The 24,562-nt window shown below is 39.7% G+C and carries 22 protein-coding genes; 14 read left to right on the top strand and 8 right to left on the bottom strand.

Annotation, left to right across the window (positions count from 1 at the left end):
• Positions 1-8: 8 nt before the first annotated feature.
• The 4 genes from asd (at position 9) to ACRRSQ_RS06955 (ending at position 4,187) form a co-directional block, all read left to right on the top strand.
• A complete protein-coding gene (asd, locus tag ACRRSQ_RS06970; protein ID WP_440875311.1) occupies positions 9-863 on the top strand; it encodes an archaetidylserine decarboxylase in 855 nt (284 codons plus the stop codon).
• Between the two features lie 15 nt (positions 864-878).
• Positions 879-1,595: a glycerophosphodiester phosphodiesterase gene (locus ACRRSQ_RS06965; RefSeq protein WP_440874990.1), complete on the top strand. Its 717-nt coding sequence runs from the start codon at positions 879-881 to the stop codon at positions 1,593-1,595.
• 253 nt (positions 1,596-1,848) lie between these two features.
• Entirely contained in the window at positions 1,849-2,235 is a 387-nt protein-coding gene (locus ACRRSQ_RS06960) for a BlaI/MecI/CopY family transcriptional regulator (protein WP_440874989.1), read from the top strand.
• Positions 2,236-2,252: 17 nt separating this feature from the next.
• Positions 2,253-4,187, top strand: coding sequence for a M56 family metallopeptidase (locus ACRRSQ_RS06955; protein WP_440874988.1), 1,935 nt, complete (start codon positions 2,253-2,255; stop codon positions 4,185-4,187).
• 12 nt (positions 4,188-4,199) lie between these two features.
• Here the strand turns inward: ACRRSQ_RS06955 and ACRRSQ_RS06950 are convergent, their stop codons facing one another.
• Positions 4,200-4,691: a Spy/CpxP family protein refolding chaperone gene (locus ACRRSQ_RS06950; RefSeq protein ID WP_440874987.1), complete on the bottom strand. Its 492-nt coding sequence runs from the start codon at positions 4,689-4,691 to the stop codon at positions 4,200-4,202.
• Positions 4,692-4,906: 215 nt separating this feature from the next.
• On the opposite strand from ACRRSQ_RS06950, the gene ACRRSQ_RS06945 reads away from it, so the two are divergent.
• Genes ACRRSQ_RS06945 through ACRRSQ_RS06935 form a run of 3 tightly spaced genes read left to right on the top strand, consistent with a single transcriptional unit; the run spans position 4,907 to position 8,028 of the window.
• Positions 4,907-5,605, top strand: coding sequence for a response regulator (locus ACRRSQ_RS06945; RefSeq protein ID WP_440874986.1), 699 nt, complete (start codon positions 4,907-4,909; stop codon positions 5,603-5,605).
• On the top strand, positions 5,605-6,993 hold the full coding sequence (locus ACRRSQ_RS06940; RefSeq protein ID WP_440874985.1) for an ATP-binding protein: 1,389 nt from the start codon (positions 5,605-5,607) through the stop codon (positions 6,991-6,993). The genes ACRRSQ_RS06945 and ACRRSQ_RS06940 overlap by 1 nt, the downstream gene beginning before the upstream one ends.
• A gap of 36 nt (positions 6,994-7,029) precedes the next feature.
• Complete coding sequence (locus ACRRSQ_RS06935; protein ID WP_440874984.1) at positions 7,030-8,028, top strand: alpha/beta fold hydrolase; 999 nt, start codon at positions 7,030-7,032, stop codon at positions 8,026-8,028.
• Positions 8,029-8,044: 16 nt separating this feature from the next.
• Here the strand turns inward: ACRRSQ_RS06935 and ACRRSQ_RS06930 are convergent, their stop codons facing one another.
• Positions 8,045-8,986 (bottom strand): cation diffusion facilitator family transporter, encoded by a 942-nt coding sequence (locus tag ACRRSQ_RS06930; protein ID WP_440874983.1) that lies wholly within the window; start codon positions 8,984-8,986, stop codon positions 8,045-8,047.
• Between the two features lie 162 nt (positions 8,987-9,148).
• Here ACRRSQ_RS06930 and trmL point away from each other — a divergent pair, with 162 nt between their 5' ends.
• Positions 9,149-9,613: a tRNA (uridine(34)/cytosine(34)/5-carboxymethylaminomethyluridine(34)-2'-O)-methyltransferase TrmL gene (gene trmL, locus ACRRSQ_RS06925; protein WP_440874982.1), complete on the top strand. Its 465-nt coding sequence runs from the start codon at positions 9,149-9,151 to the stop codon at positions 9,611-9,613.
• Positions 9,614-9,724: 111 nt separating this feature from the next.
• Here trmL and gpsA read toward each other — a convergent pair whose 3' ends face one another.
• The 4 genes from gpsA to ACRRSQ_RS06905 all read right to left on the bottom strand — a co-directional run bounded on the left by gpsA (position 9,725) and on the right by ACRRSQ_RS06905 (position 11,996).
• Positions 9,725-10,732, bottom strand: coding sequence for an NAD(P)H-dependent glycerol-3-phosphate dehydrogenase (gene gpsA / locus ACRRSQ_RS06920; RefSeq protein ID WP_440874981.1), 1,008 nt, complete (start codon positions 10,730-10,732; stop codon positions 9,725-9,727).
• Between the two features lie 3 nt (positions 10,733-10,735).
• Complete coding sequence (secB, locus tag ACRRSQ_RS06915) at positions 10,736-11,233, bottom strand: protein-export chaperone SecB (protein ID WP_440874980.1); 498 nt, start codon at positions 11,231-11,233, stop codon at positions 10,736-10,738.
• Positions 11,234-11,305: 72 nt separating this feature from the next.
• Positions 11,306-11,557 (bottom strand): glutaredoxin 3, encoded by a 252-nt coding sequence (gene grxC / locus ACRRSQ_RS06910; RefSeq protein WP_440874979.1) that lies wholly within the window; start codon positions 11,555-11,557, stop codon positions 11,306-11,308.
• A gap of 10 nt (positions 11,558-11,567) precedes the next feature.
• The gene (locus ACRRSQ_RS06905) at positions 11,568-11,996 is read right to left on the bottom strand and encodes a rhodanese-like domain-containing protein (RefSeq protein WP_440874978.1); all 429 of its coding nucleotides are present in this window, start codon (positions 11,994-11,996) and stop codon (positions 11,568-11,570) included.
• 220 nt (positions 11,997-12,216) lie between these two features.
• Between ACRRSQ_RS06905 and gpmI the strand changes: the two genes are divergently transcribed.
• From gpmI to ACRRSQ_RS06890, 3 genes are all read left to right on the top strand, one after another.
• Positions 12,217-13,761 (top strand): 2,3-bisphosphoglycerate-independent phosphoglycerate mutase, encoded by a 1,545-nt coding sequence (gene gpmI / locus ACRRSQ_RS06900; RefSeq protein WP_440874977.1) that lies wholly within the window; start codon positions 12,217-12,219, stop codon positions 13,759-13,761.
• Between the two features lie 67 nt (positions 13,762-13,828).
• Positions 13,829-14,914, top strand: a complete 1,086-nt coding sequence (locus ACRRSQ_RS06895; RefSeq protein ID WP_440874976.1) for a murein hydrolase activator EnvC family protein — start codon at positions 13,829-13,831, stop codon at positions 14,912-14,914.
• Between the two features lie 86 nt (positions 14,915-15,000).
• A complete protein-coding gene (locus ACRRSQ_RS06890) occupies positions 15,001-15,753 on the top strand; it encodes a divergent polysaccharide deacetylase family protein (protein WP_440874975.1) in 753 nt (250 codons plus the stop codon).
• A gap of 19 nt (positions 15,754-15,772) precedes the next feature.
• Here the strand turns inward: ACRRSQ_RS06890 and ACRRSQ_RS06885 are convergent, their stop codons facing one another.
• Positions 15,773-16,537 (bottom strand): S1 family peptidase, encoded by a 765-nt coding sequence (locus ACRRSQ_RS06885; RefSeq protein ID WP_440874974.1) that lies wholly within the window; start codon positions 16,535-16,537, stop codon positions 15,773-15,775.
• 221 nt (positions 16,538-16,758) lie between these two features.
• On the opposite strand from ACRRSQ_RS06885, the gene ACRRSQ_RS06880 reads away from it, so the two are divergent.
• Together ACRRSQ_RS06880 and ACRRSQ_RS06875 are read left to right on the top strand one after the other, a co-directional pair.
• Complete coding sequence (locus tag ACRRSQ_RS06880; protein WP_440874973.1) at positions 16,759-17,577, top strand: patatin-like phospholipase family protein; 819 nt, start codon at positions 16,759-16,761, stop codon at positions 17,575-17,577.
• A gap of 388 nt (positions 17,578-17,965) precedes the next feature.
• Positions 17,966-20,197 (top strand): bifunctional diguanylate cyclase/phosphodiesterase, encoded by a 2,232-nt coding sequence (locus ACRRSQ_RS06875; RefSeq protein WP_440874972.1) that lies wholly within the window; start codon positions 17,966-17,968, stop codon positions 20,195-20,197.
• Between the two features lie 5 nt (positions 20,198-20,202).
• Here the strand turns inward: ACRRSQ_RS06875 and ACRRSQ_RS06870 are convergent, their stop codons facing one another.
• The gene (locus ACRRSQ_RS06870; protein WP_440874971.1) at positions 20,203-21,393 is read right to left on the bottom strand and encodes an MFS transporter; all 1,191 of its coding nucleotides are present in this window, start codon (positions 21,391-21,393) and stop codon (positions 20,203-20,205) included.
• A 260-nt stretch (positions 21,394-21,653) separates the two neighbouring features.
• On the opposite strand from ACRRSQ_RS06870, the gene ACRRSQ_RS06865 reads away from it, so the two are divergent.
• Positions 21,654-24,500, top strand: coding sequence for a sulfatase-like hydrolase/transferase (locus ACRRSQ_RS06865; protein WP_440874970.1), 2,847 nt, complete (start codon positions 21,654-21,656; stop codon positions 24,498-24,500).
• The last annotated feature ends 62 nt before the right edge of the window (positions 24,501-24,562 follow it).

Here is a 24,562-nt window from a genome sequence, read left to right as displayed (position 1 = left end):
AATATATAATGCCAAAGCATGCAATTTCACGTTTAGTTGGTAAGTTAGCAGCAGCAGAAGCCGGTTGGTTAACCACTAAACTTATTTCTGCTTTCATTAAAGCTTACGGCATTAATATGGCGGAAGCTAAGTTAAAAAACGCCAGCGACTTTAAAACCTTTAATGATTTTTTTACCCGAGAATTAGAAGAAGGTGCACGTACCATTGACCCAGATGAAAATGCATTATGTTACCCAGTGGATGGCGCAATTAGTCAGCAAGGCGATATTGTCGACGGGCAGCTTATTCAAGCGAAAGGGTTCAATTATAGTTTGACCAGTTTACTTGGTGGCGACGAAGCAACAGCAAAGCCATTTCAAGGCGGTAGCTTCTCTTGCATTTATTTAGCGCCAAAAGATTATCACCGCATTCATATGCCGATGGCAGCAACGTTACGTGAAATGATTTACGTACCTGGCGAGCTTTTTTCGGTGAATCCATTAACCGCCAATAACGTGCCAGATTTATTTGCCCGCAATGAACGTGTTGTTGCTATTTTTGATACTGCACATGGTGAAATGGCGATGGTATTGGTTGGTGCGACAATTGTAGCAAGTATAGAAACAACGTGGGCTGGCACCATCACACCGCCTGCGGGTAAAGATATTTTTAGATGGCAATATCCAGCAACGGGTGTTGGCGCAGTTACCTTTGAAAAAGGTGATGAAATGGGGCGCTTTAAGTTAGGCTCTACCGTTGTATCAACGTTTGCGCCAAGCATGATTAAATTTAATGAAACTGCTGGTCCTGAAACCGTGACCCGTTTAGGTGAGCATTATGCTGACTTATGTTCTGCTAAAACTAATGAAAGCGGCGCTGAATAAGCCGTTGTAGTTATTATGCATATTATTGCTCATCGAGGTGCCAGTGGCGAGTATCCAGAAAATACCCTTCTGGCGTTTGAGCATGCAATTAAACAACAAGCCGATGCGATAGAGTTTGACGTTTTTTACCATCACAGTGGTGAATTTATTGTTCGTCATGATGTTTACTTAGAAGAAACAACCGATGGCAAAGGGCATTTTGATCAGTTCTCTTTGGCTCAGCTGCAAAATTTAGATGCGGGTAATAACCAACAAATTATTACCCTAAATCAAGCCCTGTCTTTTATCCACGGGCGCTGTGTGGTGAATATTGAATTAAAAGATACCACCACAAAACCAGACCAACTTGCCCATCTTGTGCAAGCTTTGGCGAAGCAAATTCACCAAGCAATAGCGCAACATCATTTTTCACTTGAGCAATTTGTAATCTCTGCCTTTAATCATCACTTACTTGTCGCGACAAAGTCGGTAATACCTGAGATTAAAACGGCCGCGCTTATTGCGTGTTGCCCGATAGATTACGCCGCGTTTACCGAAAAATTAGCCTTGAATAGCCTAAATCTTGCAATTGAATGTTTAAACCAAGGCCTAGTCGACGATGCCCATCAACGTGGTTTAACCGTAAATGTGTATACGGTAGATAAACCCCAAGATATTGCCTTTTGTCAGCTGATAGGAGTTGATGGTATTTTTACTAATTTCCCCGAATTAGCGCGAAAATCATTGTTGTAATTTGATTTTTATCAACGACTTATTCTAGGTATATATCTCCTTCAGAAATCAATAAGTGCGACTACTCTTAAGCTTATTTGTTGCTCCAATAAAAGCGAGTTATTGGTGTAAACATCATAAAAATGTAATCATCCTGTTTAACTGCTGTAATAAAGTGTTGCTCATTTTATCTTCACAAGATACGATGTTATTCGTAACTCTTTATTCTGGCGCTAACTCTAGTTAGTTGTTTTATTGTTAAGGAAGTAATTATATGGCTCGTGAAAGTTCGAGACAAAAACCTACTGAAGCTGAATTGTCGCTGTTGAACGTTTTATGGAAAATAGGACCTGCAACGGTAAGGCAAATTCATGATGCAGTCAGTGAAACACAAAGTACCGGTTATACAACCGTATTAAAAATATTACAAATTATGCACGACAAAACACTGGTAACACGAGATGAAACTAATCGTGCTCATGTATACTCTCCTGCGAACAGTGAAGTATCGACTCAGTCGTCGTTATTGAAAGACTTAGCCGCAAAAGCGTTTGGCGGTTCAACGTCTAAACTGGTGATGCGTGCTATTGGCGATTCAACCAGTAAAGAAGAAATTGAAGATATTCGTCAATTGTTAAATAAATTAGAAAAACAGGCCTAGTGTAAAGCGAAATATTGATGCTGGAAAATTTTTTAAGTAGTCCACTTTTATACAGTTTAGCCTTAACCTTGATGCACTTTGTGTGGCAAGGCTGCATGGTTGCGCTCGTATTAAAGTGTGTGCTTGCCATTATTCCTCATCAAAAAGCTCAAGCTCGGTATTTGGCTTCATCTGTTGCCATGCTTGCGCACTTTTTAATGCCGATATCAACGTTTTTCTGGATTTATCAACCTCATTCTCTGCAACAGCTTAATCCGCTTGAATTTCTCGCCGTAGAACATTCGGTATTAGGCATTTCAACGGATATGAGCAATGCATGGTCGCATAGTTTATTAGAGTTTGCGCCTTATATAAGTCTTGCTTGGCTTGCGGTGGTTTTGTTATTGGTAAGCAAATTATTGCTTGAGCTATACAACGTTCATCAATTACCTAAGCATGGCATAGTGCCAACCAATGAACAGCTGCAACAGCGCTTTGTTGAGTTTAGCCAGCAATTAAAAATTACCAAGACACCACGTTTATTAATCTCGCTAAAAGTGAAAGTGCCAATGGCAATTGGTTGGTTAAAACCTGTTGTTATTATTCCTGCGAGTATGCTTTCAGGATTGACGCCTGCTCAGCTCGATATGTTAATTTTGCACGAGTTGGCACACATTCGACGCCATGACTATTTGGTTAATTTTTTACAAACGCTAGTAGAAACCTTGCTGTTTTTTCACCCTTGCGTGCATTGGGTGGCTAAAAAAATGCGTAATGAGCGTGAATATTGTAGTGACGATATTGCCGTGCATCATTGTGGAAACCCTGTTGCTTATGCTCATACGCTTGCAGATACCGCCAGTCATTGTAAAAAACACCGCGCACATACAATTCCATCAATTGCTATGGCTGCCTCGGGTGGCGACTTAAAACAACGAGTATTGCGTTTGATCGATCACCATCATTGCGTAAATGAAAATCAAACGGCAAAACTATTAACATCGGTAGCAATTATTGCCACCTTAGCTTTGGTTGCCTTGAGCCAATTTATTCACTTACCTATGTATGACTTTAACTCAGGCCAGCTTTTATTTAAGCCTGAAAGCATAAGCCGTGATGTCTCAAGTTATCAAACTGAGCAGCAATTATCGCAAACATCGATTGCACAAAATTTACTTGAACAAGATACGGTGCTAGCACCGACTGTAGTAATTAGTAACGATAGCGAGTCTTTGGCTAAAGAGTATTTATCGGAAAATAACGCTGCGGTTGACAATGATATTGTGCTTCCTCGTCAAAACCCATCAGCGGCTGAGTTACAGCAAAAAGACGTGGTAGCTTATCAACCAACAACAGTCAAAGCGGTTATTGATGAGTCGACTACCGAGAAAGTGGTTGTTGAACCAGCTATCGCTAAAAATGAATCTTTTTCAATAACAGAACATATACCAAGTGAGACACCGTCAAAGGTTGAATCTGCTTTTGAGCGCACTAACTCTTCAAATAACAACTCAGTAGTGAACAACCCTTATGCACTGCAAATTGCATCACTTTCTGAAGATGTTCCGGCAGATGACGTTATAGCAGCAGAGCCACTCAAGCAAAGCGCCGTACAGAATAATTACCTTAGTTTTAATAGCGAACCTGAAAACACGGTTATTGCTAATCAAGAATATTCAAATACGCCTGTGGCTTATCAAAAAAGCAAAGCGACATTAATTAAGTCGGTAGATCCAAAATATCCGTCAGCGGCAAAACGTCGAGGCATTGAGTTAGATATTTTTGTAAGCTTCACCATAGATACCAATGGTAAAGTGAAGGATATTTTCTTTGAACGAAAAAACAAAATGAGCTATTTCAAAAGCTCAGTAAAAAACGCCATGTCTAAATGGCGTTTTATACCGGCTAAAGAGAATGACAAAGCCGTAGAAAGTAAAATGTCTAAAATATTCTCTTTTAGCTTAACTCACTAAGCAAACGATTTATTAAAGCGTTCTGTGCTTATTGCCACGTTTTTTGAATTTACTTTTTATCTTCATCCACTTGTCTTTTTGCTCTTGCGTAAGCACTTGTAACACAGCATGCTTAACTTTAGCTTTTTCAACTTTAGCGGCTAAAAAGGTCTGCTGATTTTCTTGGTGTAAATTAACAAAATCACTTTCGTTAAACTCTTCTGCTTCCATAATCGCTTTCATCGACAGTTTAAAGGCTTCTTTTGTTGCTTGGTTTTCAGCTTTACTTGCTTCTCTTGTTTCTTTGGCGCGGCTCAGGATATCTTTTATCTGAGTGCGCTGTTCGTCAGTAAGATCTAGTGCTTTTGACATACGTTTTAGCTCGTGACCATGGTGATGATGGGCACCGTCACGCATACCGCGCATATCACTTTCAGCGATTGAGATAGTCGATGTTAATAAAATTGCACTCGTAGATAGGGCAATAACTAACGGCTTTAACTTACTTGCTTTAATAATACTCATTTCTTGCTCCTCAACAATGAAACTGTGTTTGATATGATATTAAGTCACGTAAGGGGAAGGTCACTTAATAGCCATATAGTTACTATAGAGAAATATAAGCAAAGAAACGCAAAGCAGTGTAAAGCTTGTGTAAATTATTCTTGGTAGAAAAAGACATGCCTTATGATACAGTTAGTAATAGCTTCAAACGCGCCTAAACACGAGGTATTGGCACCATGAAACCACAACATATTTTATTAATAGACGATGATCACGAACTGGTCGAGTTACTGTCTGAGTATTTGGTCAGCGAAGGTTTTGAAGTCAGTGCTTGTTATGATGGCGTTTCTGGATTAGAAACCGCCTATAGTGACAATATTGATCTTATTTTATTAGATGTAATGATGCCTGAGCTGAATGGTTTTGAAGTATTAAAAGCGCTCGGCGGGCATCATAAAACCCCTATTTTAATGTTAACAGCACGTGGCGATGAAACCGATCGAATTTTAGGGCTAGAGTTAGGTGCGGATGATTACCTTGCTAAGCCATTTCAACACCGTGAATTATTAGCTCGTATTAAAGCCATCTTGCGCCGAATTGATATTGTTAAGCATAACAAAGAAGAGTCGTCGCTTTTAGAAGTTAATCATGTGGTGTTAAATCATGCAACGCGAGAGGTCAGCTGCCATCAGCAGGATGTTGAATTAACGGGGACTGAATATCAACTTTTACATGTGCTTATGTCTAAAACAGGTCAAATTGTCACTAAAGAATTATTGTCTGAAGAAGTGCTTGGTAGAAAGTTAACGGCTTTTGATCGTAGTATCGATATGCATATCAGTAATATTCGCCGCAAACTTTTGCCATTAAGCCCAAGCGACAAATTTAAAACTATCCGCGGGGCAGGATATATCTTCCTTTCTGGAGACTTGTAATGGCGCGCGGTTTTTTATCAGGCTTTATGTCGATTAACGTTAAGTTATTTTTGTGGTTTTGGCTGATCACAATTACCTCTGTTATCGCCACTATTGCAATAACTAATCAACTGAATAAGTCATCCACTCGCTTAAGTCTTTACCGTGGCGATGCCAAGCAGTTAGAGCAAATAGAAACGCATTTACTCAATGCTCGCCCCAATAATATCAAACGTTTTGTCATGTTTTCCCCGCGCAGGTATGGCGATGCGATTGTCATTAAAGATATGCTCACCGGTAAAGTGGTGTCGAATGTGCGTGAAAAAATAACACCGTTTGCAGACTACATTGCTAAAAACGATTTCGACAACGAAATGAAAACCATTCGGTTAGCATTTGGAAGAATTACCGGCCCTAAAATGGTATCTTTTAATAATAAAGAATATCAACTTTTCTATACCGGTAGAGCGCCATCTCCGAGTATTGCCCGTAAATTTATGAAGTTACCTGCTTGGTTAAGGTTAATGGTGCCATTATTTATTAGTTTCGTGTTGTGTTGGTTCTTAGCGCGCACCTTAAATAAGCCATTGCGTCGAATTCAAAATGCGGCAACGCAATTAGGCGACGGTGATTTAACGGTGCGTGTAGAGCGTGACAGCGCTCGTAGCGATGAATTAGGCAGTTTAGCGACCAGCTTTAATTTGATGGCGGAAAAGCTTCAGTCAAGCATGTCAGCACAACAACGGCTGATTGCCGATGTTTCCCATGAATTGCGTTCGCCAATGACACGACTGCAATTGGCATTAGGTTTAGCGCAAAAATCGTCAAGCAAACCTGATGAGCTGATTAAATACTTACTGCGTTGTGAAATGGAAGTAGAGCGTTTAGACCAAATGATTGCTAACGTATTGTCGTTGTCGAAATTAGAAAATTCACTATATGCGCTGAATGTTGAAACAATTGATATAAAAACATTACTCGAACCTATTATTCAAGATACGCAATTTATTGCTGATAATAAGCATATCGTTATTCATTTTAATTTGAATGTTGAAGGCAGTTTGTCGGTAGATGTGCAGTTGTTAACGAGTGCGATTAATAACGTGTTAACCAACGCCGTAAAATATAGCCCTGAAAATAGCTCGATAAGCTGCACAGTAGAAGTCATCGCACAGCGTTTATTGATTAAAGTCATCGATACTGGTCCTGGTGTTCCAGAGCAGAACATCAATCAGTTATTTGAACCTTTTTATCGGGTTGCAGACGCGCGAGATAGAAAAACAGGTGGTACGGGGTTAGGCTTGGCTATTGCCAAACAGGCCATTGTTGCCCATCAAGGCACCATTAGCGCAAAAAATAATAGTGAAAAAGGCTTGACGGTAACTATAGAACTACCGTTAACTATTTGATAATTTAAAGATAAAAACTATGGAAGGTGAGAATTCATGACAAAGGACAAGTTGTTTACTAACGAACAGTTGTTGTTATCTGGTAGTGATAATGCAATTAGTCGTTTTTGGCGTCAGGGAACCTTTTCTGAATTTGTTGGCAAAGATCAGCTTCGAATTAACTTTTGCCAGTTTAGCTTTGCTCAGTTTGAAAAAACAGTCGTGATTGTGCCGGGGCGAGTCGAGAGCTATTTAAAATACAAAGAGCTCGCTTACGAATTTCATCAACAGCAATTTAATGTCTTTATTCTTGACCATCGCGGCCAAGGTTTGTCGGGACGAATGCTACCTAACCCACACAAGGGCTATGTTGAATCGTTTGATGATTATGTTGCCGATTTAAATTATTTTGTTGAACATTATGTTGTTAGCGAGCACCAGCATAAACCCTACATCTTAGCGCACTCCATGGGAGGCGCTATTGCTTGTCGATTTATGCAAACCTATCCTGATAAAGTGCAAGCGGCAGTACTCTCCTCACCTATGATCGCGATTAATAGCGGATTAATTCCTCACAATATTGCCAATGGTGCGGTTAAGTTTCTTGATAAAGTTAACCGCATGTTTAGTAAAACTAGGTGGTATTTTTTAGGCCAAGGCAATTATAAAGCGACACCGTTTAAGCGAAATCATTTGATGCAATCACAAGTGCGTTATCAACAATTTCTTGATCTTTATCGGCAGATCCCGAGCCTACAATTGGGTGGTGTTACGATAAAATGGCTGATTGAAGCTGAAAAAGTTCGCCTAAAAATATTCAACAACTTAGCCAAATTAACGACACCTATTATGGTGTTGCAAGGCAGTGAAGACGTTATTGTTGATAATAACGCGCAGGATGACTTTTGCCAGCAGCTTCATCAGCAAAATGCCAACTCTTGCCCTAAAGGTGAACCCACCGTTATTCATGGTGGGCAACATGAAATATTGTTTGAAAAAGATGTATTACGTCAACATGCACTTAGACAAGTGTTTAAGTGGTTTAACAAGCATTAGCTTTTCAGGCATATATTTAGTTATTTTTGCCCTTATATTTAAGCTCTTCAGGTACCACAGAGCTTGGATCATGGTGAATAAAAACCTCGCATGGCGAAAAGGCTGCCATTAATTCCTGTTCTATCGCATCGCCAATTTTGTGCGCATCAATTAATAATAATGAATCATCTAACTCTAAATGGAACTGAATAAAGCGTTGTGCACCAGCTTTTCGTGTGCGCAGCTCATGAATACCTAGCGCATCTTTATTGCTTAAAACGATTTTTTCTATGGTGTTAAGTTCGTCAATATTAAGTTCTTTATCCATTAAATGATCAACACTCATCCAGATAATTTTACTTGCGCCGGAGAGCAGAAAAATACCGACCCCAACCGTGAAAATACCATCAGCATATAGCCAAGTGCCTTGACTTAAAAATAGCGCGATTAATACCCCTAAATTGAGTAATAAATCTGACTGATAATGCAGAGCGTCTGCGCCAATGGCAACTGAGTCGGTTTTTTTGATAACCCACTTTTGCAGCAATACCAACAACAAGGTTAAGGCGATAGCGATAACACTGACCCAAATACCTATAGCGCTATGTTCAATAACTTTAGGTGTATGAATGCGTTCAATGCCGTTAATAATTAATAAAAATGCCGAGCCTAATACGAAGGCTGACTGAGCAAGACCTGCCAGGCTTTCTGCTTTGCCATGGCCAAAACGATGATCGTCATCGGCTGGGGCTAGGGCGTAACGCAGAATAATAACATTGGTAATCGATGCAAATAAATCGAGCATGGAGTCGGTGGCAGAGGCGAGCATTGAACTTGCGTCACTAACAAACCAGGCATAAAGTTTTAAGATAACTAGTAGCAATGCTGTGCCTGATGCGGCGATTGCGGCTAAACGAACGAGAAAAATGTAATTTTCATGCTGACTATTGGTCGATGTTTTTAATTGCTCTTGGCTCATGTTTTATCAATTTATCGGTAAAATAAGAAAATGGTATAACGCCTACGCGTTAGGGCTTATTGTAGCCTTTTTTACTTGAGGATAAATGAAAATAGTTAACTTAGCGCAAAGTAAGGTACAATATCGCCTTAGTTATTTTGGACAGAATTTGAGTTAGATTTCATGTTAGACGTTGTTTTATTTCAACCACAGATCCCACCTAATACAGGTAATATTATTCGTTTGTGCGCAAATTCAGGCTTTCGCTTGCATTTAATCGAGCCACTAGGGTTTGACTTTGATGACAAAAAATTGCGCCGAGCAGGGCTTGATTACCATGAATTTGCTGCAACCAAAAAACACAAAAGCTTTGAAGATTTTGTTGCCAACGAGCAACCAAATAGAATTTTAGCGATCACCACCAAAGCGACCAACTATTACGGTGACGTCACTTTTAAAGAAGGTGACTATGTACTGTTTGGCTCAGAAACGGCGGGGTTGCCTGATTCAGTACGCGATCAAATTCCTGATCAAGACAAAATTAGAATTCCGATGTTAAAAGATAGCCGTAGTATGAACTTATCTAATGCAACCGCGGTTATTGTTTATGAAGCTTGGCGTCAATTTGGTTTTGCTGGTTCGGTATAGTTAGCCGTCTGTCATAGTTACAAGTTACAAGCTAAAAGCCAAAAGCTAAAAGCTAAAAAAAAGCCAAACAATTTAACTGTTTGGCTTTTTTGAACATGACAAAAAATACTGTTATTCGTATTTACGCTCGCGAGAAAGCAAATCAGCCGCAGCTAATTTTGCATTTTTGTTGCAGTATAAAACTTGATATACCTGTTCAACGATGGGCATTTCAACATTCATGCGTTGCGCTAACATGTGAACTTCTTTGGTATTACGATAGCCTTCAACAACTTGTCCAATATCTGTCATTGCCTGTTCAACACTAATGCCATTACCTAGCGCTAAGCCAAAGCGTCGATTACGTGACTGATTATCAGTACAGGTTAGTACTAAATCACCTAAGCCTGCCATACCCATAAAAGTTTCAGGCTCTGCGCCTAGGGCGCTGCCTAAACGTGTCATTTCGGCTAAACCACGGGTGATAAGTGCAGTTCTTGCATTAGCACCAAAACCTATGCCGTCGGCCATACCTGCGCCAATGGCAATTACATTTTTAACTGCGCCACCAAGTTGTACACCAATAAAGTCGTTATTACTGTATACGCGAAACGCTTTTTCGCAGTGCAGTAAATCAGATATTTCGCCGACAAAACTGTCATCGGTTGATGAAAGTGAAATCGCGGTAGGTAAACCAGCAGCCATTTCTTTGGCAAATGTTGGCCCCGATAATACGGCTAAGCTGACTTGCTCCCCCAATATTTCTCGAGCGACATCTTGCAATAAACGACCCGATTCATGATCTAAACCTTTTGTTGCCCATGCAACTTTCGCATGTGCTTTTAAGTGAGGTTTAATTTGCATCAACATGTCGCCAAATGCATGGCTAGGCACAACCACTAGAATAATATCGCTAGCAGTTACCGCTGTAGCTAAATCTGCTTCAAGCTGCAGTTTTTCCGGGAATTGGCAATCAGGTAAGTACCTGTCATTGCTGCGCTGCGCTGCCATATTAGCAACGTGTTGGCTATCGCGTCCCCACAATATGGTACTGTTATTATTACGTGCTAAACAAATAGCTAGAGCGGTGCCATAAGACCCCGCACCTAATACCGTAATTTTTGCCGAACAGTTTGACATTGACTAGTGAGTTTCTGTGCTAGTTTGAGTTTGCTGTTCTTCAGCGGCTCTTTGTTGAACGTAAGAAGCGAATAATGCTTCAAAGTTAACTGGCGCTAAGTTTAATTGTGGGAATGAACCACGGTTAACTAAGTTAGCAACTGTTTCACGAGCGTATGGGAATAAGGTTGTTGGGCAAAATGCACCAATGGTGTGTGCTAACTGCGCTTCTGGTAGGTTACCAATAGTGAAGATACCCGCTTGTTGTACTTCCGCTAAAAATGCAGTTTTACCTTCAATTTCAGCAGTAACAGTTACTGATAATACAACTTCATAAGTATTGTCTGCTAATTTTGCTGAACGAGTGTCTAGGTCTAATTTAACTTCTGGCTTCCATTCTTTTTGGAAAACTTCAGGAGAGTTAGGTGTTTCAAAAGAAACATCTTTAGTGTAAACACGTTGAATTGCAAATTGTGGGCCTTGAGCACCTTCTTGAGCGCCGTTTTGAATTTCGTCAGCCATTTATCTATTTCCTATTGTTTGGCGAGGCATCTTTACTTGAACGAGAAGCGGATGCGTCATTAAGTTAATTTGTTAAACCAGTAGAGAGTCGAGCTCGTTTTTAGCATGTAAGGCAAATAAGTCATCGCAACCGCCAACAGGCTGGTCGTTAATAAATATTTGCGGCACGGTATAACCACCGCTGCGTTCAATCATTTCTGGACGTAACTCTGGCTGAGCATCAATTTTATACTCGGTAAAGTCGACACCTTTTTGTTCAAGCAATGCTTTTGCTCGGTGACAAAAAAAGCAGGTCGCTTTGGTATAAATTTCAACGTTTGCCATGATTAATTCCTTACTTCTTTGCTACTGGCATGCTGGCGTTAAGCCATGAATTCATACCACCTTTCAGTAAGCTTACTTGGCTAAAACCTGCTTTGCTTAGCTGATTTGCGACTTTGCTAGCAGTAATACCAGCAGTGCATACTACAATGATGGGTTTATCTTTGTGCTTTTCAAGGCTAGCGAAGTCATTGTTGTTGATTTTTTCTTGTGAAATATGTTTTGCATCAAGAATGTGACTTTGTTTAAAGTCTTTCTCTGCACGAATGTCTAATACTAATCCGTCTTTTCTGTTAACTAAAAAAGTGAGCTCTTGTGCACTTAATTGCTTGATAGGTGACATTTTCATTTTGATAGAGGTAAATATTATCATCAAAAATATAGCAACCCAAGCTGCGCTAAGTACTGCATTGTTGCTGACGAATAATGTAAATTGTTCCATAGTGTACCGCTTAAATAATACTGTAGTTATCTCGTTAGTTTGCGCTAACGAGCGAAAAATTTGACACAGTATAACGTTTACTAATTAGATAACACAATCTAATCAAGGCTCTCTATATAGCTAAGTTAAAATAAATTGATAAATTGAGCATTTAAAACTAAGCGCTATAGTTGATATACTCTTGCGTGATAATCAAAATTAAGTCTCAAGGGAAGTAGTAATGCCACACAAAAAATCGACCGTACTCATTATTCTAGATGGATGGGGATATCGAGAAAATACAGATGCCAACGCCATTTCACAAGCCAATACGCCTGTGCTTGATAACCTAATCGCTAACTACCCTAATATGCTTATTCAAACCTCAGGCATGGCAGTTGGTTTACCTGAAGGTCAAATGGGTAACTCTGAAGTAGGTCATGTTAATTTAGGCGCTGGACGTATTGTTTATCAAGATTTCACTCGTATTACCAAATCCATTGATGATGGTGATTTTTATGAAAACAGTACTCTTTGTCAGTCGGTTGATAATGCAGTTGCTGGCGATAACGCTGTTCATATTTTTGGATTAATGTCACCAGGTGGTGTGCATAGTCATGAAGAGCATATCTTTGCCATGATGGATTTGGCGCAAAAACGTGGCGCTACTAAAATTTATTTACATGCGTTTTTAGATGGCCGTGATACTCCGCCACGCAGCGCCAAGGCGTCGCTAGAAAAAGCACAGCAAAAATTTGCCCAAATGGGCGTTGGTCAAGTTGCTTCAATTATTGGCCGTTATTATGCCATGGATCGCGACCAACGTTGGGAACGTGTTGAAACGGCATACAACCTAATGGTTGATGGCGACGCTAGTTTTGAATTTACTAATGCGGTAGACGCATTAGCAGCAGCATACCAACGCGATGAAAACGATGAGTTTGTGCAAGCAAGCGCAATTGTTGATGCTGGCGGCGAACGTATTAAGGTTAACGATGGCGATGCGTTAATTTTTATGAACTTCCGCGCTGATCGTGCTCGTCAATTTACCCGTTGTTTTACTGACGCTGGATTTGATGGTTTTGCTCGTAAACGTACGCCAGAAATTTCAAGCTTTGTCATGTTAACCGAATTTGCAGCTGATATTGACGCACCTAGTGCATTTCCTACCGAACCGTTAGTGAACGTCATGGGCGAATGGTTAGAAAAGCATGATAAAACGCAATTGCGTATTTCTGAAACGGAAAAGTACGCGCATGTCACTTTCTTTTTTAGTGGCGGTAAAGAAGATGAATTTAACGGTGAACAGCGTATTTTAATTCCGTCACCTCAGGTTGCGACTTACGATCTTCAGCCAGAAATGAACTCTCAATTATTAACAGACAAATTAGTGGCGGCGATTGAAAGTGGTGAACATGACTTAATTGTATGTAACTACCCTAATGGTGACATGGTTGGTCATACCGGAAAGCTAGACGCGGCTGTAAAAGCATGTGAAGCGGTTGATGTTGCTATTGGTCGTGTTGTTGCTGCATTAGAGAAAACAGGTAGTGAGTGTTTGATCACCGCAGATCACGGTAACGCAGAACAAATGAAAGATGAAGTATCAGGGCAAGCACACACTGCACATACCTGTGAACCAGTGCCATTAATTTATGTTGGCCGTGAAGCTACCGTTGCCAAAACTGGTGCATTAAGTGACATTTCACCAACCTTGTTGCATTTAATGGGCATGGAACAACCTGAAGAAATGACAGGTTCAACATTAATGACAGTAAACAAGTAGTTTGTTAATGAGCATATTGCGCACCATAAGTTATTGTCTGGGATTTTTTGTATGGTCTCTCCTAGCAATGCCTTCATGGGCGCAAGATGCAAAAGCAAGCGAAAAACATAATCAACAGCTTAATGATGTTAAGCGGGCAATTGCTAAGCAAAAGCTGGCAATTTCAAATGTGAGTAAAAAGCGGCAACAACTGGAAAATCAATTAAAAAAAGATGATCTGGCTATTGCTGCTGTCGCAAAATCGATTAATAACACTGAAAAAAAACTAATTGTTGTGCAACAAAAGTTAATTGAATTAACTAAGCAAAAACAGCAATTGACTAAAGAAAAACAGAAGCAAGAAGCATTATTAGCTAAGCAACTAAAAGCGGCTTATGCCAGTGGTCATCACGATTACCTCAAGCTTATTCTCAATCAAGAACAACCTGCCAATGTACAGCGCACTGTTACTTACTACGACTATTTAAATAAAGCACGTATCGAGCATATTGATGAATTTCAACATACCTTAACGGCGTTGTTAGAAGTCACTACGCAACATCAAGAGCAAGAGCAACAACTAAACGAACTAAAGCAACAACAAGCGGCTGAGCAGCAAACACTTAAATCCAATAAAACAGCACGCAGTCAAACCATTGCTTCACTGCAAAAAGAGCTACTTACGAGCAAGCAACAGCTAGCAAAACTTGAGGCTGAAGAAAATAACCTAGTGGCAGCGTTAGCAAAGCTTGCCGCAGCGGCAAGAGCTGAAATTGACTTAAAAGGTTTAGCCAAGTTACGCAACAAGCTACGTTGGCCGGTTAACGGTAAAATGCGTCATCGATTTGGCACTAAAAAACAAGGCTATTTAAAATGGAAGGGCGTATTAATTGGCGCTAATGTTGGTAGCCAAGTAAAAACTATTCATAACGGTACCGTGCTATTTTCTGATTGGTTAAAAGGTTATGGTTTAGTGACGGTTATTGATCATGGCAATGGCTATATGAGCTTGTACGGACATAATCAAGCCTTACTTAAAAAGGTCGGTGATCGCGTGGAAACGGGCGAGCCTATTGCGCTGGTGGGCCAAAGTGGTGGCCAACAAAGTTCGGGTTTGTATTTTGAAATTCGCCACCAAGGCAAAGCGGTTAACCCGCGTTTGTGGTGTAAATAATTCAAGGTTAATAATTCCTTTTTTACATGCTTTTAACATTACATACTGTTACCCTGTAACTTCATTTTTTATACATCTTCAAGTTAATGCGTAATTTTCCCTCATTGTTTTTTGTTTTCTCAGTTTTATTTTTAAGTGAAGCGCAAGCGGCCAAAGTCGCCATTGTTATTGACGATATTGGTTATCGTTATACCGATCACCGTGTGCTTGAGCTGCCTAATCAGGTCACCTTTTCGGTATTACCTCATACGCCGTATGGGAAAAAAATTGCGTTACAAGGATATGAAAAATCGCGTGATATTTTTTTGCATATCCCAATGGAAGCTGAAAATGGTAAAAAGTTAGGTCCTGGCGGCTTAACAACGTCGATGAATGAGCAAGATATTCATCAAAGCTTAAATAAGGCTTTTACCGAAATTCCTTTTGCACTAGGCATTAATAATCACATGGGCAGCAAACTGACGAAGTTATATCAGCCCATGGCGTGGACAATGTCTTATCTCAAACAGAATCAATTGCTGTTTCTTGACAGTAAAACGATTAGTGGCTCACAAGCTGAACAGGCGGCGCTAGATGTTGGCGTGCCGGTAAGAAATAGACATGTCTTTTTAGATAATCAGCTTGATGAAGGTTATATCAGGCAACAGTTTAGTGAAATGGTTGCTAAAGCATCAAAAAACGATATCGCTATTGCCATTGCGCATCCACATCCTGAAACGGTAGATGCGCTAAAAAAACTGATCCCGCTTTTAGCTGAGCACAACATAGAACTGGTGCCCTTATCACAGTTATATCAGCAGCAATCGCATCAAAGTAGCATCGCAAGTACTGCTGAATAGCCGTTTATCATTGTGATACCTATAGGGTTACTTTCGCCTTTTTTAATAGTTGGTGAAGGTATTTGACCGGTATCGCATAGGTAATGCCGCTTGGCTTAGAAATTACTGCTTCTTTACTTTCCTGAATAAAAACCTTGTTGATCACCCCTAACACTTCACCCGTGTTAATGTCATACATCGCACTACCGCTGTTTCCCGGGTATGCGGTGGCATCAAGTTGATACACTAAATAAGGGTTTCGCATCCGTTTTAGCATTTTTATGCTTATTTGTTCGGAATTTGCTGCAGGCACTATCGTCGGCGTGATACTGGCAATGATACCGCGGTGGGTTACAGGGTATAAACCCAGTACCGCGCCAATAGGAAAGCCGGTAAAAGCAATATAACTGCCTTCGCGGATGAATTCTTCAGCGGCTAATTTCATTGCAGGGAGTGGCGCTCCAAAAATTTTCAATAAAGCCAAATCGTGCTCTTGTGATGAAGCAATGATTTCAGCTTTTCTCACTTTTGCATTTTTACCTGAACCAACAAATACCGCCATAGTTTGTCGAAGCGCTGGATCAAGTAATTCAGGTAAAACATGATGATTAGTAACGACGTATTGACCATTACCTATGACAAAGCCACTACCTTGAAGGTTATTTTGCGGTCTACCAGTTGGTGTATGAACGCCAATGCCAACGACAGAGGGTTTAATTTTAGCAACTGTGTCAGCAAGTTCGGCGAAACTATGTGATGAAAACAAACAGCTAAAAACGATGAGTAAATAAATTCCGTAATGCATAGGCATTTTCCATTTTAATAAATCATTTGATAATAGTTTGCGCTTAGCAAGGTAAAAATACAAACCCGTAAGTGACTTTAATTTACTTTATAGCTAAGCACTAAGGCGAGTTATTGGCTGAGAAAAAAATGCAATTAACTCAGTACTTAAATTAACATCAGTTAGTTTTCGCTAAAACGCATAACTTCAACCATAATTATTGCTGATTAAAAGGAGATTTTATGGCAAAAAAAATTGTACCTATATTGGCGGGTGGTGGCACTCGTTTACCAGCGCATATCGGTGTATTAAAAGCGCTAAACGACTTAAGTATTGATTATGACCATATCGTTGGCGTTTCTGGTGGAAGCATTATTGCGAGTCTTTATGCCTCAGGTTTATCTATCGAGCAAATAAAAGATATTGCTTTTAATACTAATTACAATCAATTTAGAGAGTTTTCGCTGATTAAACTTATTCGCAATGGCGGCTTAAGCTCGGGGGATGTATTTGAAAAATGGGTTGATAAACACTTGCAAGGCAAAACGTTTATTGAAATGGAAAAGTCACTTCATGTTGTCGCAACAGATGTAAAAAGTGGTAAGCCGGTTATTTTCAATAAAGAAAATACACCATCAATGAAAGTTTCAAAAGCGGTACGGTTTTCAATGTCTATTCCGTTGGTTTTTAGCTTTAAATCATTCGGCAAACACCTCATGGTTGATGGCAGCATATTGTCGGAAGACGCTTTGCATCGTGACTGGGGAAAAAATGGTACACCTGTATTATGTTTTCGCCTAAGAGGTGAGCATGAATATGATGAAATAAAAACCGATGGCTTATTTCCAATTTTTAATTACGTCACTATGCTAATTCGCACTTTTATGACTACAATTTCAAGAGAATATATAAACGAAGCGTTTTGGCACAATACGATTATTATCAATACGGGGGACTGTTCTGCCGTTGATTTTACAATGGATAGCCAACAGAAGCAGACTTTATTTGAAATTGGTTACGACACTGCTATTGAGATCATTCCAATTAAAGTCGATGGTTAAAATCGAATCTATGTTAAATTTATGTAAATTAATAAAAATGTTAATTATTTAAATGAATAGAACTAATCTGTATATTTGCAGAAAGTGCAATCAACAAATGGGTTCCTGTTAAGGTTTTATTTGTTTGATAATAAAGGAATTATTTGTTTTATCTACATTTGTTTATTATATTCATATACAGAGCTTTAATTAACTGATTATGTTTTTACAAAGAAAGCAAAGAGTTAATATCGTAAACTCATTGTTTTTTTAGCGTGATTAGTTGAATATTGTTACAACGACTTTTATTATGTAATTGTGTGTTAGGTGAGTCATGAGTTTACAGTCATGGTGCATTGTATCTATAACGAATTGTAACTAAAGAGGTCTTTAGTTATTTGAGGGCTATATGCAGGCTTCAGAAAATACGAATGATGATTTTTTATTTATCGATGACAGCGATGGTAATGAAAGTCATGAAGAGATAAGCGGTGATGCTTGGAAAGTATTGATTGTTGATGATGATCCTGAAATACATTCCGTCACTAAACTTGCCTTATCTGATCTAATTGTTTTAGGTAGTCCTTTAGAGTATCTTCACGCCTATTCAGGAGAAGAAGCTTGTAAAATCGTTCACGATAATCCTGATATTGTTCTGGTGCTACTTGATGTGGTCATGGAAACTGACGATGCGGGTTTAAATGTTGTTAAACATATTCGTAAAGAGCTTGACCGTGAAGATATTAGAATCGTTCTTAGAACTGGCCAACCGGGTTACGCTCCAGAAGAAAGTGTCATAAAAGATTATGATATTAATGACTATAAAACTAAAACTGAGCTAACTCGTCGAAAACTCGTCACGACTGTGTATGCCGCAATTCGTTCATACCAACAAATCAACATCGTGAGTAACAACCGTAAAGGGCTTGAAAAAGTTATTTTGGCCTCTGCGGAATTGCTTGAATTTCATTCAGTGCAAGATTACGTGCAGGGCGTACTTACTCAGCTTCATTCATTAAGTCATAGTGAGTTAAGTCTATTTTGCGCGCGCGGCCATGGTATCGTCGCTAAAGCCGATGACTTGAGTTACTACATTTTAGGTCAACAAGGCGCGTCTGCTTTATTGGTTAATCAAAAGTTAGATACTTTAAAAAATGATCAGGCATCTCGTGTTGTCAACAATTGCTTTATTCAAAAGCAACATTATTTTTCTGATGAATGTGCCGCTTTGTATATAAGCAGTGGTGGCTACCGCGCCGCGATTTATTTGCAACTTAATGAACCTATTCCTGAATTAGATCGCCAACTTATTGAAGTGTTTTTAAGTAATATTTCTATAGGTTATGAAAATGTCCATTTATTCCAAAAACTCAGTAACGCCGCATACAAAGATTTATTAACGGGTTTACCTAACCGTTTGCAGTTCTTAAGTTTACTTGACGATTTTTGTCAAAGCGACAATACCGATATGGTTGCAGCGCTAATTGATATAAACCACTTTAGTGATATTAACGACGGTTTAGGACAAGAGGTTGGCAATCAGTTATTAATTGCGGTTGCGACACGTTTAAAAGAAATGCCTGGTGAGTGTGCTTTGGCACGTGTTGGCGCTGATGTATTTGGCATTATTGGACCTGCACGTTACGTTAGCCCTGAAAGCATTTTAGCCTTATTTCATCATCCGTTTATCGCCGGCGAGCAACATTTACCTGCCAATGCTTGTGTAGGTTTTTGTAAGCAAGAGCATGCAGGCAGCCGCGGTGTAAAAGCACTAAGCCAAATTAATATTGCATTGAATTTAGCGAAAAAAGAGCGCACTACCTCTTATGGTTATTACAAACAAGAGATGGAAGATAAAACTCTTTGGCGCTTAGGTATGATCAGACAGTTAAGAACTGATTTTGCTGAGAATAGACTAGAGCTTTGGTATCAACCACAATTAATGCTCGAAACAGGTAAGGTTATTGGCGCTGAAGCCTTGCTTAGATGGCGCAGAACCGACGGTAAATTTATTTCTCCAGCGGTTTTCATTCCATTAGCGGAATACTCTGGTCTGATTATTGATATAGGAGATTGGGTTATTAATCAAGCTTGTCAGCAGATTAAACATTTAGAAGCCAAAGGCTTCGACGATGTCGGCATCTCTGTCAATGTATCCATTCCACAATTTAGACAAGATGACTTTGTCGATAATATTATTACCGCAATCGATAAACACGACGTTGAATCAAGTAAGTTAGAATTAGAGATCACTGAAAATGTATTGATGGATGAACCTCAAGTTATTATTGATGCTTTAGAAAAGCTCAAAGCTAAAGGTTTGAGTATTGCATTAGACGATTTTGGTACGGGCTTCTCATCTTTAAGTTACTTGCAAAAACTACCACTTGATCGCTTAAAAGTAGACCGAGCGTTTGTTACTGATATCGCCAAGCCAGGCTTGTCGATTATTGCAGATACCATAATCAATTTAGGCAAGCAAATGGGCTTAACCGTTATTGCTGAAGGTATTGAAGAAATTGAACAAGAGCAGCATCTAAAAACTCAAGGTTGCCATGAGGTTCAAGGTTTTTACTACGCTAAACCTATGCCAATGGACGAGTTTTTAGAGTATTTGCATAGTCACAACGCTAACGGTTAACTCGATTAAGCCTTAGCTGCTAATAGCAATTTTTCTTTTTGTCTTAACTCGATCCCTTGCATTGGATTACAAGGGATCAGCATTGATAAAATCAAAGAGCAAAAGGCAAAGCCTGCGCCAACATAAAATACCCACGACGAATTTACAATCCACACCATACCTAATAGTGCCGGTATCACTACGGCTGCTATATGGTTTATCGAAAAGCTAACCCCTGCACTTGCGGCAATATCTTCTGGCTGAGCAATTTTTTGAAAATAGGTTTTAATTGCAATCGCGAGCGCAAAAAATAAGTGGTCGATAATGTAGAGGGCTGCGGCAAGCTGGCTGTTTTCAACTAGCCCGTAGCTAATAAACAAAATGAACAAACCGACATATTCAAATACCAGAGTTTTTCGTTCTCCAATTTTGCCAATAAGCTTGCCTATTTTTGCAGCAAACAACCAATTAAAAATATAATTAACAGTAAATAGTGCACTAATTTCTGCAACACTGTAGCCAAATTTTTCTACCATTAAAAAGCCGGCAAAAACGACAAATATTTGTCTTCTAGCACCACTGAAAAAAGTTAACGCATAAAATAGCCAATATTTCTTTCTTAAAATAAGCTTTTTATGTTGTTCAACTTTGGGTGGGAAATAGGGAAATAAACAAGCCAAAGCGATGGTGAATATGAGCGCAACAATACCAAAAAATAAGTAAGTGCTCTGGTAACTCCAACTAAGTTGCTCCATTAACAACCAGACACTCGAAAAAGCGAGTAAAGAGCCCACAGATTTCACCGATAACATTTTGCCAAGAAAGTGCGCCGTTTTATCTTTATTAACCCATTGTAGTGTTAAAGACTGATTGACCGTTTCAAAATAATGAAAACCAACTGACATCAATATTGTGGTTAAATATAAACCCGTGGTACTTGGAAATAAGCCCGTCATTGCAACACCGATACATGTCACGGCAAGTGCCAAAATAGCGAGGCGTTGTTCACTGATAAATAGTAGTAAATAGACAGTGGTAAATGCTAAGAACCCAGGGATTTCACGTAGACTTTGTAATATGCCTATTTCTGTACCGGTAAAGGCTGCCTTTTCGATAACAAAGTTATTAAGCAGTACCATCCAGATCGAAAAAACCAATGGCATAATAAATGCCATAGCTAGCAGCAAGTTCTCTGGTCGCTTTAAATACTGAGTCATGAAATTGTAATCGCTATGTGTGTTCTTTGAAAAGTTGGCTTAGTTTACGTGAAATTTTTTGATAAAACACAGCAAACTTATTTTTATTTCAGCCGGTTAAATGCGCGCTATAAACCTTTACATAGTTTTTACAGTTGCTCGGCAGTATCTTTACAATGTGTTTGTAATACTAAGGTTATGTTTTGTTACTGGTCATTATTATGCACTTACTAGTGTTCATTAAATTGTTTCTTAATCAAACAAAAAAATATCTATTGTTTTTGTCTCTGATATTGATTGTCGCCTGTGGTGGTGGCAATGAAAGCTCTAATAATGACAATAATAGCGATGAAAATAGTCAGCCTCCACAAAGTACGAATGCTGTGCCGGTAGCGCAAGCAGGGGGTGATCAGCAAGCGAGTATTGGTGACCTTATCGTGCTAGATGGCAGCAATAGTAGCGACCTAGACAATGAGCCACTAACCTATCAATGGACATTTCAAAATAAGCCAAATACCAGTAATGCACAGCTCTCTAGCAATAATGAAATGATCACCAGTTTTACCATTGATGTTGATGGTGAATATGTCGTTGGTTTGGTGGTTGATGATGGCACCGAGAGTAGTGAATTAGACATTGTTATTGTTAGCAGTAATAGCGCAAAAAACTATGCCATTGTCGATACTAATCAAACACGGTGTTTTTCGTCGGTAACGGGTGCAGAGCAAGTATGCTCAGGTGAAGGTGTAGATGCAGATCATCAGGGAAATAATCCAAGTTATTCATTATCTAATGATGGCTTGATTGTTATCGATAATATTACCGGACTTGTTTGGCAACAAAGCAGCGATATTGATAATGATGGCCAGCTTAACTATGCGGATAAATTATTAGCCGTTGATGCTGCGCAATATTGTGATGATTTATCTTACGGCGGGCGAGATGATTGGCGCCTCCCTAGCATTAAAGAGTCGTATTCGCTGATTGACTTTTCCGGTAAAGATGCCAGTAATTACAGCGGAACAGATACGAGTACACTAACACCTTTTATTGATTCGGTTTTTGATTGGGCTTTTGGTGATATTAATACTGAGCAAGGTATTAACGCGGGGGATCGCATAATTGATGGTCAATATGCGTCGAGCACACAATACGTAAGCACCACGATGAATAATGACGTAACCACCTTTGGCGTAAACTTTGTCGACGGCCGTATTAAAGGTTACCCCACTGAACGTAAAAAGTTTTATGTGCGCTGCGTCGCAGGTAATACAAACTATGGCGCCAATCAGTTTGTTGCCAATAATGATGCAACCGTTTCAGACGTAGCAACGGGGTTAATGTGGCAACAGCAAGATTTACTTTCTACTAACTGGGATGATGCAGTAAGTGTATGCCAAGCCTCTTCAACCGCTAATTATAGCGATTGGCGCCTACCTAACGCCAAAGAACTACATAGTCTTGTTGATTACAATAAATCACCTGATACCAATAATTCAGCCGCAATAGATGAATTATTTCAAAGTAGCTCGCTGACGAATGAAAACGGCCAGCTTGATTGGCGCTATTATTGGAGCTCAACAACCCATATCGATAACAATGATGATGGCAGCAATGGTGTCTATATCGCATTTGGCCGCGCATTAGGTTATATGCAAGATACCTTGCTAGATGTTCATGGCGCTGGCGCTCAGCGCAGTAATGACAAGATAAACATTGCCAATGAATCGGGTGCCCAATCGGCAACTTCAAATAACGGTCAGTTTTACTATAAAGGGCCGCAAGGGGATATTTTAAGGCTAACCAATTCCGTACGATGTGTACGCAATATTACTGCTGCGGATGAAGACAAAATTGCCACTAATGCAAGTCTTAATGTGTTGCTAATTATTGCCGATGATCTTGGTCTTGATAATATTAGTAGCTATGATCTACAACCCGATTTTAGCGCCAATACACCGATTATTGACCAGTTGGCCGAGTCAGGTGTTAGGTTTAACAATGCTTGGGCGAACCCAATGTGTTCACCATCTAGAGCAAGTTTACTAACCGGGAAATATGCATTTAATCATAATGTAACGCATCCTGGTGGTAATGTAGGTACCTTGTCTGCGCAAGAGCAAACTATCGCCGAACTAATTGCACCTGCAGGCTATCAATCGGCACTGTTTGGCAAATGGCATTTAGGTAACCAAGCAGGCGTTTACCCAACAGATCAGGGCTTTGATTATTATTCAGGTAGCTTGTCTAATATCGACAACTACTTTAATTGGCAAAAAACTCAAATAACAAGCCAGGGTGGTGTGCCAACCGCTACCTCCGAAACCGGTTATGCCTCAGCGGTTGTTACGCAAGAAGCTGCTGCTTGGATAAATCAGCAAACAGCTAACCCTTGGTTTGTTCAGCTAGCCTTTAATGCCCCTCATTCACCGTTTCATGTGCCACCAGAGTCAACGTTCAACTCGATCACTTTATCAGGCGTACAAGGCGATGCATGTAACGGTAATAATAATACCGACGATATCAGTGATTGTTACCGAGCAACCGTCGAAGCACTTGATACTTATATCGGTGAGCTAATTGCAGCCATTCCAACACAAATCTTAGAAAATACGCTGATTATTTTTGTTGGCGATAATGGCACTCCTAAACAGGCCATTATTGAACAAGCCGGCACACCTTTTATTGAAGAACACGGCAAAGGCACTGTTTATCAAGGCGGTATTCAGGTGCCGCTGATCATCTCTGCAACACAAACCGTAGGTATTGATAGTGCGGTGATTAATGAGCAGGTGCTAATTCAAGATATCTTTACCACAGTGGCAGAAATAGCCGGGGTTAAAGACCAAATAGCGGCAGATGTTGAAGGCAAAAGTTTACTGGGATATATCGATAATCAACTCGCAACCCCAGAACCAAGAGCTGTGCTGTATTCTGAACTTTATAGTAATTCAGAAGGCATTGATCGCTGGACGATCAGCAATGGTAATATCAAATACATCAACAACGAGTCGGTTGAAGAGTGTTATAACCTTGAAGTAGATTTGCAAGAAAGTAGTAATGGTTATGAAAATAATGCCACGTTTACCATGACTTGTGATGAACTCAAAGTGAGCCGACCACAATAACAATGATTGAAGGCTGAGCTAAAAGTCGTTACTTTAGAGGCAATTCTATTCTCCTTAATGAG

Source organism: Thalassotalea sp. PLHSN55 (genome assembly GCF_052030545.1).
In the GTDB taxonomy this organism is placed as follows: Bacteria; Pseudomonadota; Gammaproteobacteria; order Enterobacterales; family Alteromonadaceae; genus CANMXU01.
The sequence above is the reverse complement of the archived record's forward strand: the minus strand, read 5'-3'. Positions and strand labels throughout refer to the sequence as shown.

Excerpts from the sequence above, each read along its gene's own strand:
- asd (WP_440875311.1), top strand. The coding sequence starts at position 9 with ATGCCAAAGCATGCAATTTCACGTTTAGTTGGTAAGTTAGCAGCAGCA.
- ACRRSQ_RS06965 (WP_440874990.1), top strand. The coding sequence starts at position 879 with ATGCATATTATTGCTCATCGAGGTGCCAGTGGCGAGTATCCAGAAAAT.
- ACRRSQ_RS06960 (WP_440874989.1), top strand. The coding sequence starts at position 1,849 with ATGGCTCGTGAAAGTTCGAGACAAAAACCTACTGAAGCTGAATTGTCG.
- ACRRSQ_RS06955 (WP_440874988.1), top strand. The coding sequence starts at position 2,253 with ATGCTGGAAAATTTTTTAAGTAGTCCACTTTTATACAGTTTAGCCTTA.
- ACRRSQ_RS06950 (WP_440874987.1), bottom strand. The coding sequence starts at position 4,691 with ATGAGTATTATTAAAGCAAGTAAGTTAAAGCCGTTAGTTATTGCCCTA.
- ACRRSQ_RS06945 (WP_440874986.1), top strand. The coding sequence starts at position 4,907 with ATGAAACCACAACATATTTTATTAATAGACGATGATCACGAACTGGTC.
- ACRRSQ_RS06940 (WP_440874985.1), top strand. The coding sequence starts at position 5,605 with ATGGCGCGCGGTTTTTTATCAGGCTTTATGTCGATTAACGTTAAGTTA.
- ACRRSQ_RS06935 (WP_440874984.1), top strand. The coding sequence starts at position 7,030 with ATGACAAAGGACAAGTTGTTTACTAACGAACAGTTGTTGTTATCTGGT.
- ACRRSQ_RS06930 (WP_440874983.1), bottom strand. The coding sequence starts at position 8,986 with ATGAGCCAAGAGCAATTAAAAACATCGACCAATAGTCAGCATGAAAAT.
- trmL (WP_440874982.1), top strand. The coding sequence starts at position 9,149 with ATGTTAGACGTTGTTTTATTTCAACCACAGATCCCACCTAATACAGGT.
- gpsA (WP_440874981.1), bottom strand. The coding sequence starts at position 10,732 with ATGTCAAACTGTTCGGCAAAAATTACGGTATTAGGTGCGGGGTCTTAT.
- secB (WP_440874980.1), bottom strand. The coding sequence starts at position 11,233 with ATGGCTGACGAAATTCAAAACGGCGCTCAAGAAGGTGCTCAAGGCCCA.
- grxC (WP_440874979.1), bottom strand. The coding sequence starts at position 11,557 with ATGGCAAACGTTGAAATTTATACCAAAGCGACCTGCTTTTTTTGTCAC.
- ACRRSQ_RS06905 (WP_440874978.1), bottom strand. The coding sequence starts at position 11,996 with ATGGAACAATTTACATTATTCGTCAGCAACAATGCAGTACTTAGCGCA.
- gpmI (WP_440874977.1), top strand. The coding sequence starts at position 12,217 with ATGCCACACAAAAAATCGACCGTACTCATTATTCTAGATGGATGGGGA.
- ACRRSQ_RS06895 (WP_440874976.1), top strand. The coding sequence starts at position 13,829 with ATGCCTTCATGGGCGCAAGATGCAAAAGCAAGCGAAAAACATAATCAA.
- ACRRSQ_RS06890 (WP_440874975.1), top strand. The coding sequence starts at position 15,001 with ATGCGTAATTTTCCCTCATTGTTTTTTGTTTTCTCAGTTTTATTTTTA.
- ACRRSQ_RS06885 (WP_440874974.1), bottom strand. The coding sequence starts at position 16,537 with ATGCATTACGGAATTTATTTACTCATCGTTTTTAGCTGTTTGTTTTCA.
- ACRRSQ_RS06880 (WP_440874973.1), top strand. The coding sequence starts at position 16,759 with ATGGCAAAAAAAATTGTACCTATATTGGCGGGTGGTGGCACTCGTTTA.
- ACRRSQ_RS06875 (WP_440874972.1), top strand. The coding sequence starts at position 17,966 with ATGCAGGCTTCAGAAAATACGAATGATGATTTTTTATTTATCGATGAC.
- ACRRSQ_RS06870 (WP_440874971.1), bottom strand. The coding sequence starts at position 21,393 with ATGACTCAGTATTTAAAGCGACCAGAGAACTTGCTGCTAGCTATGGCA.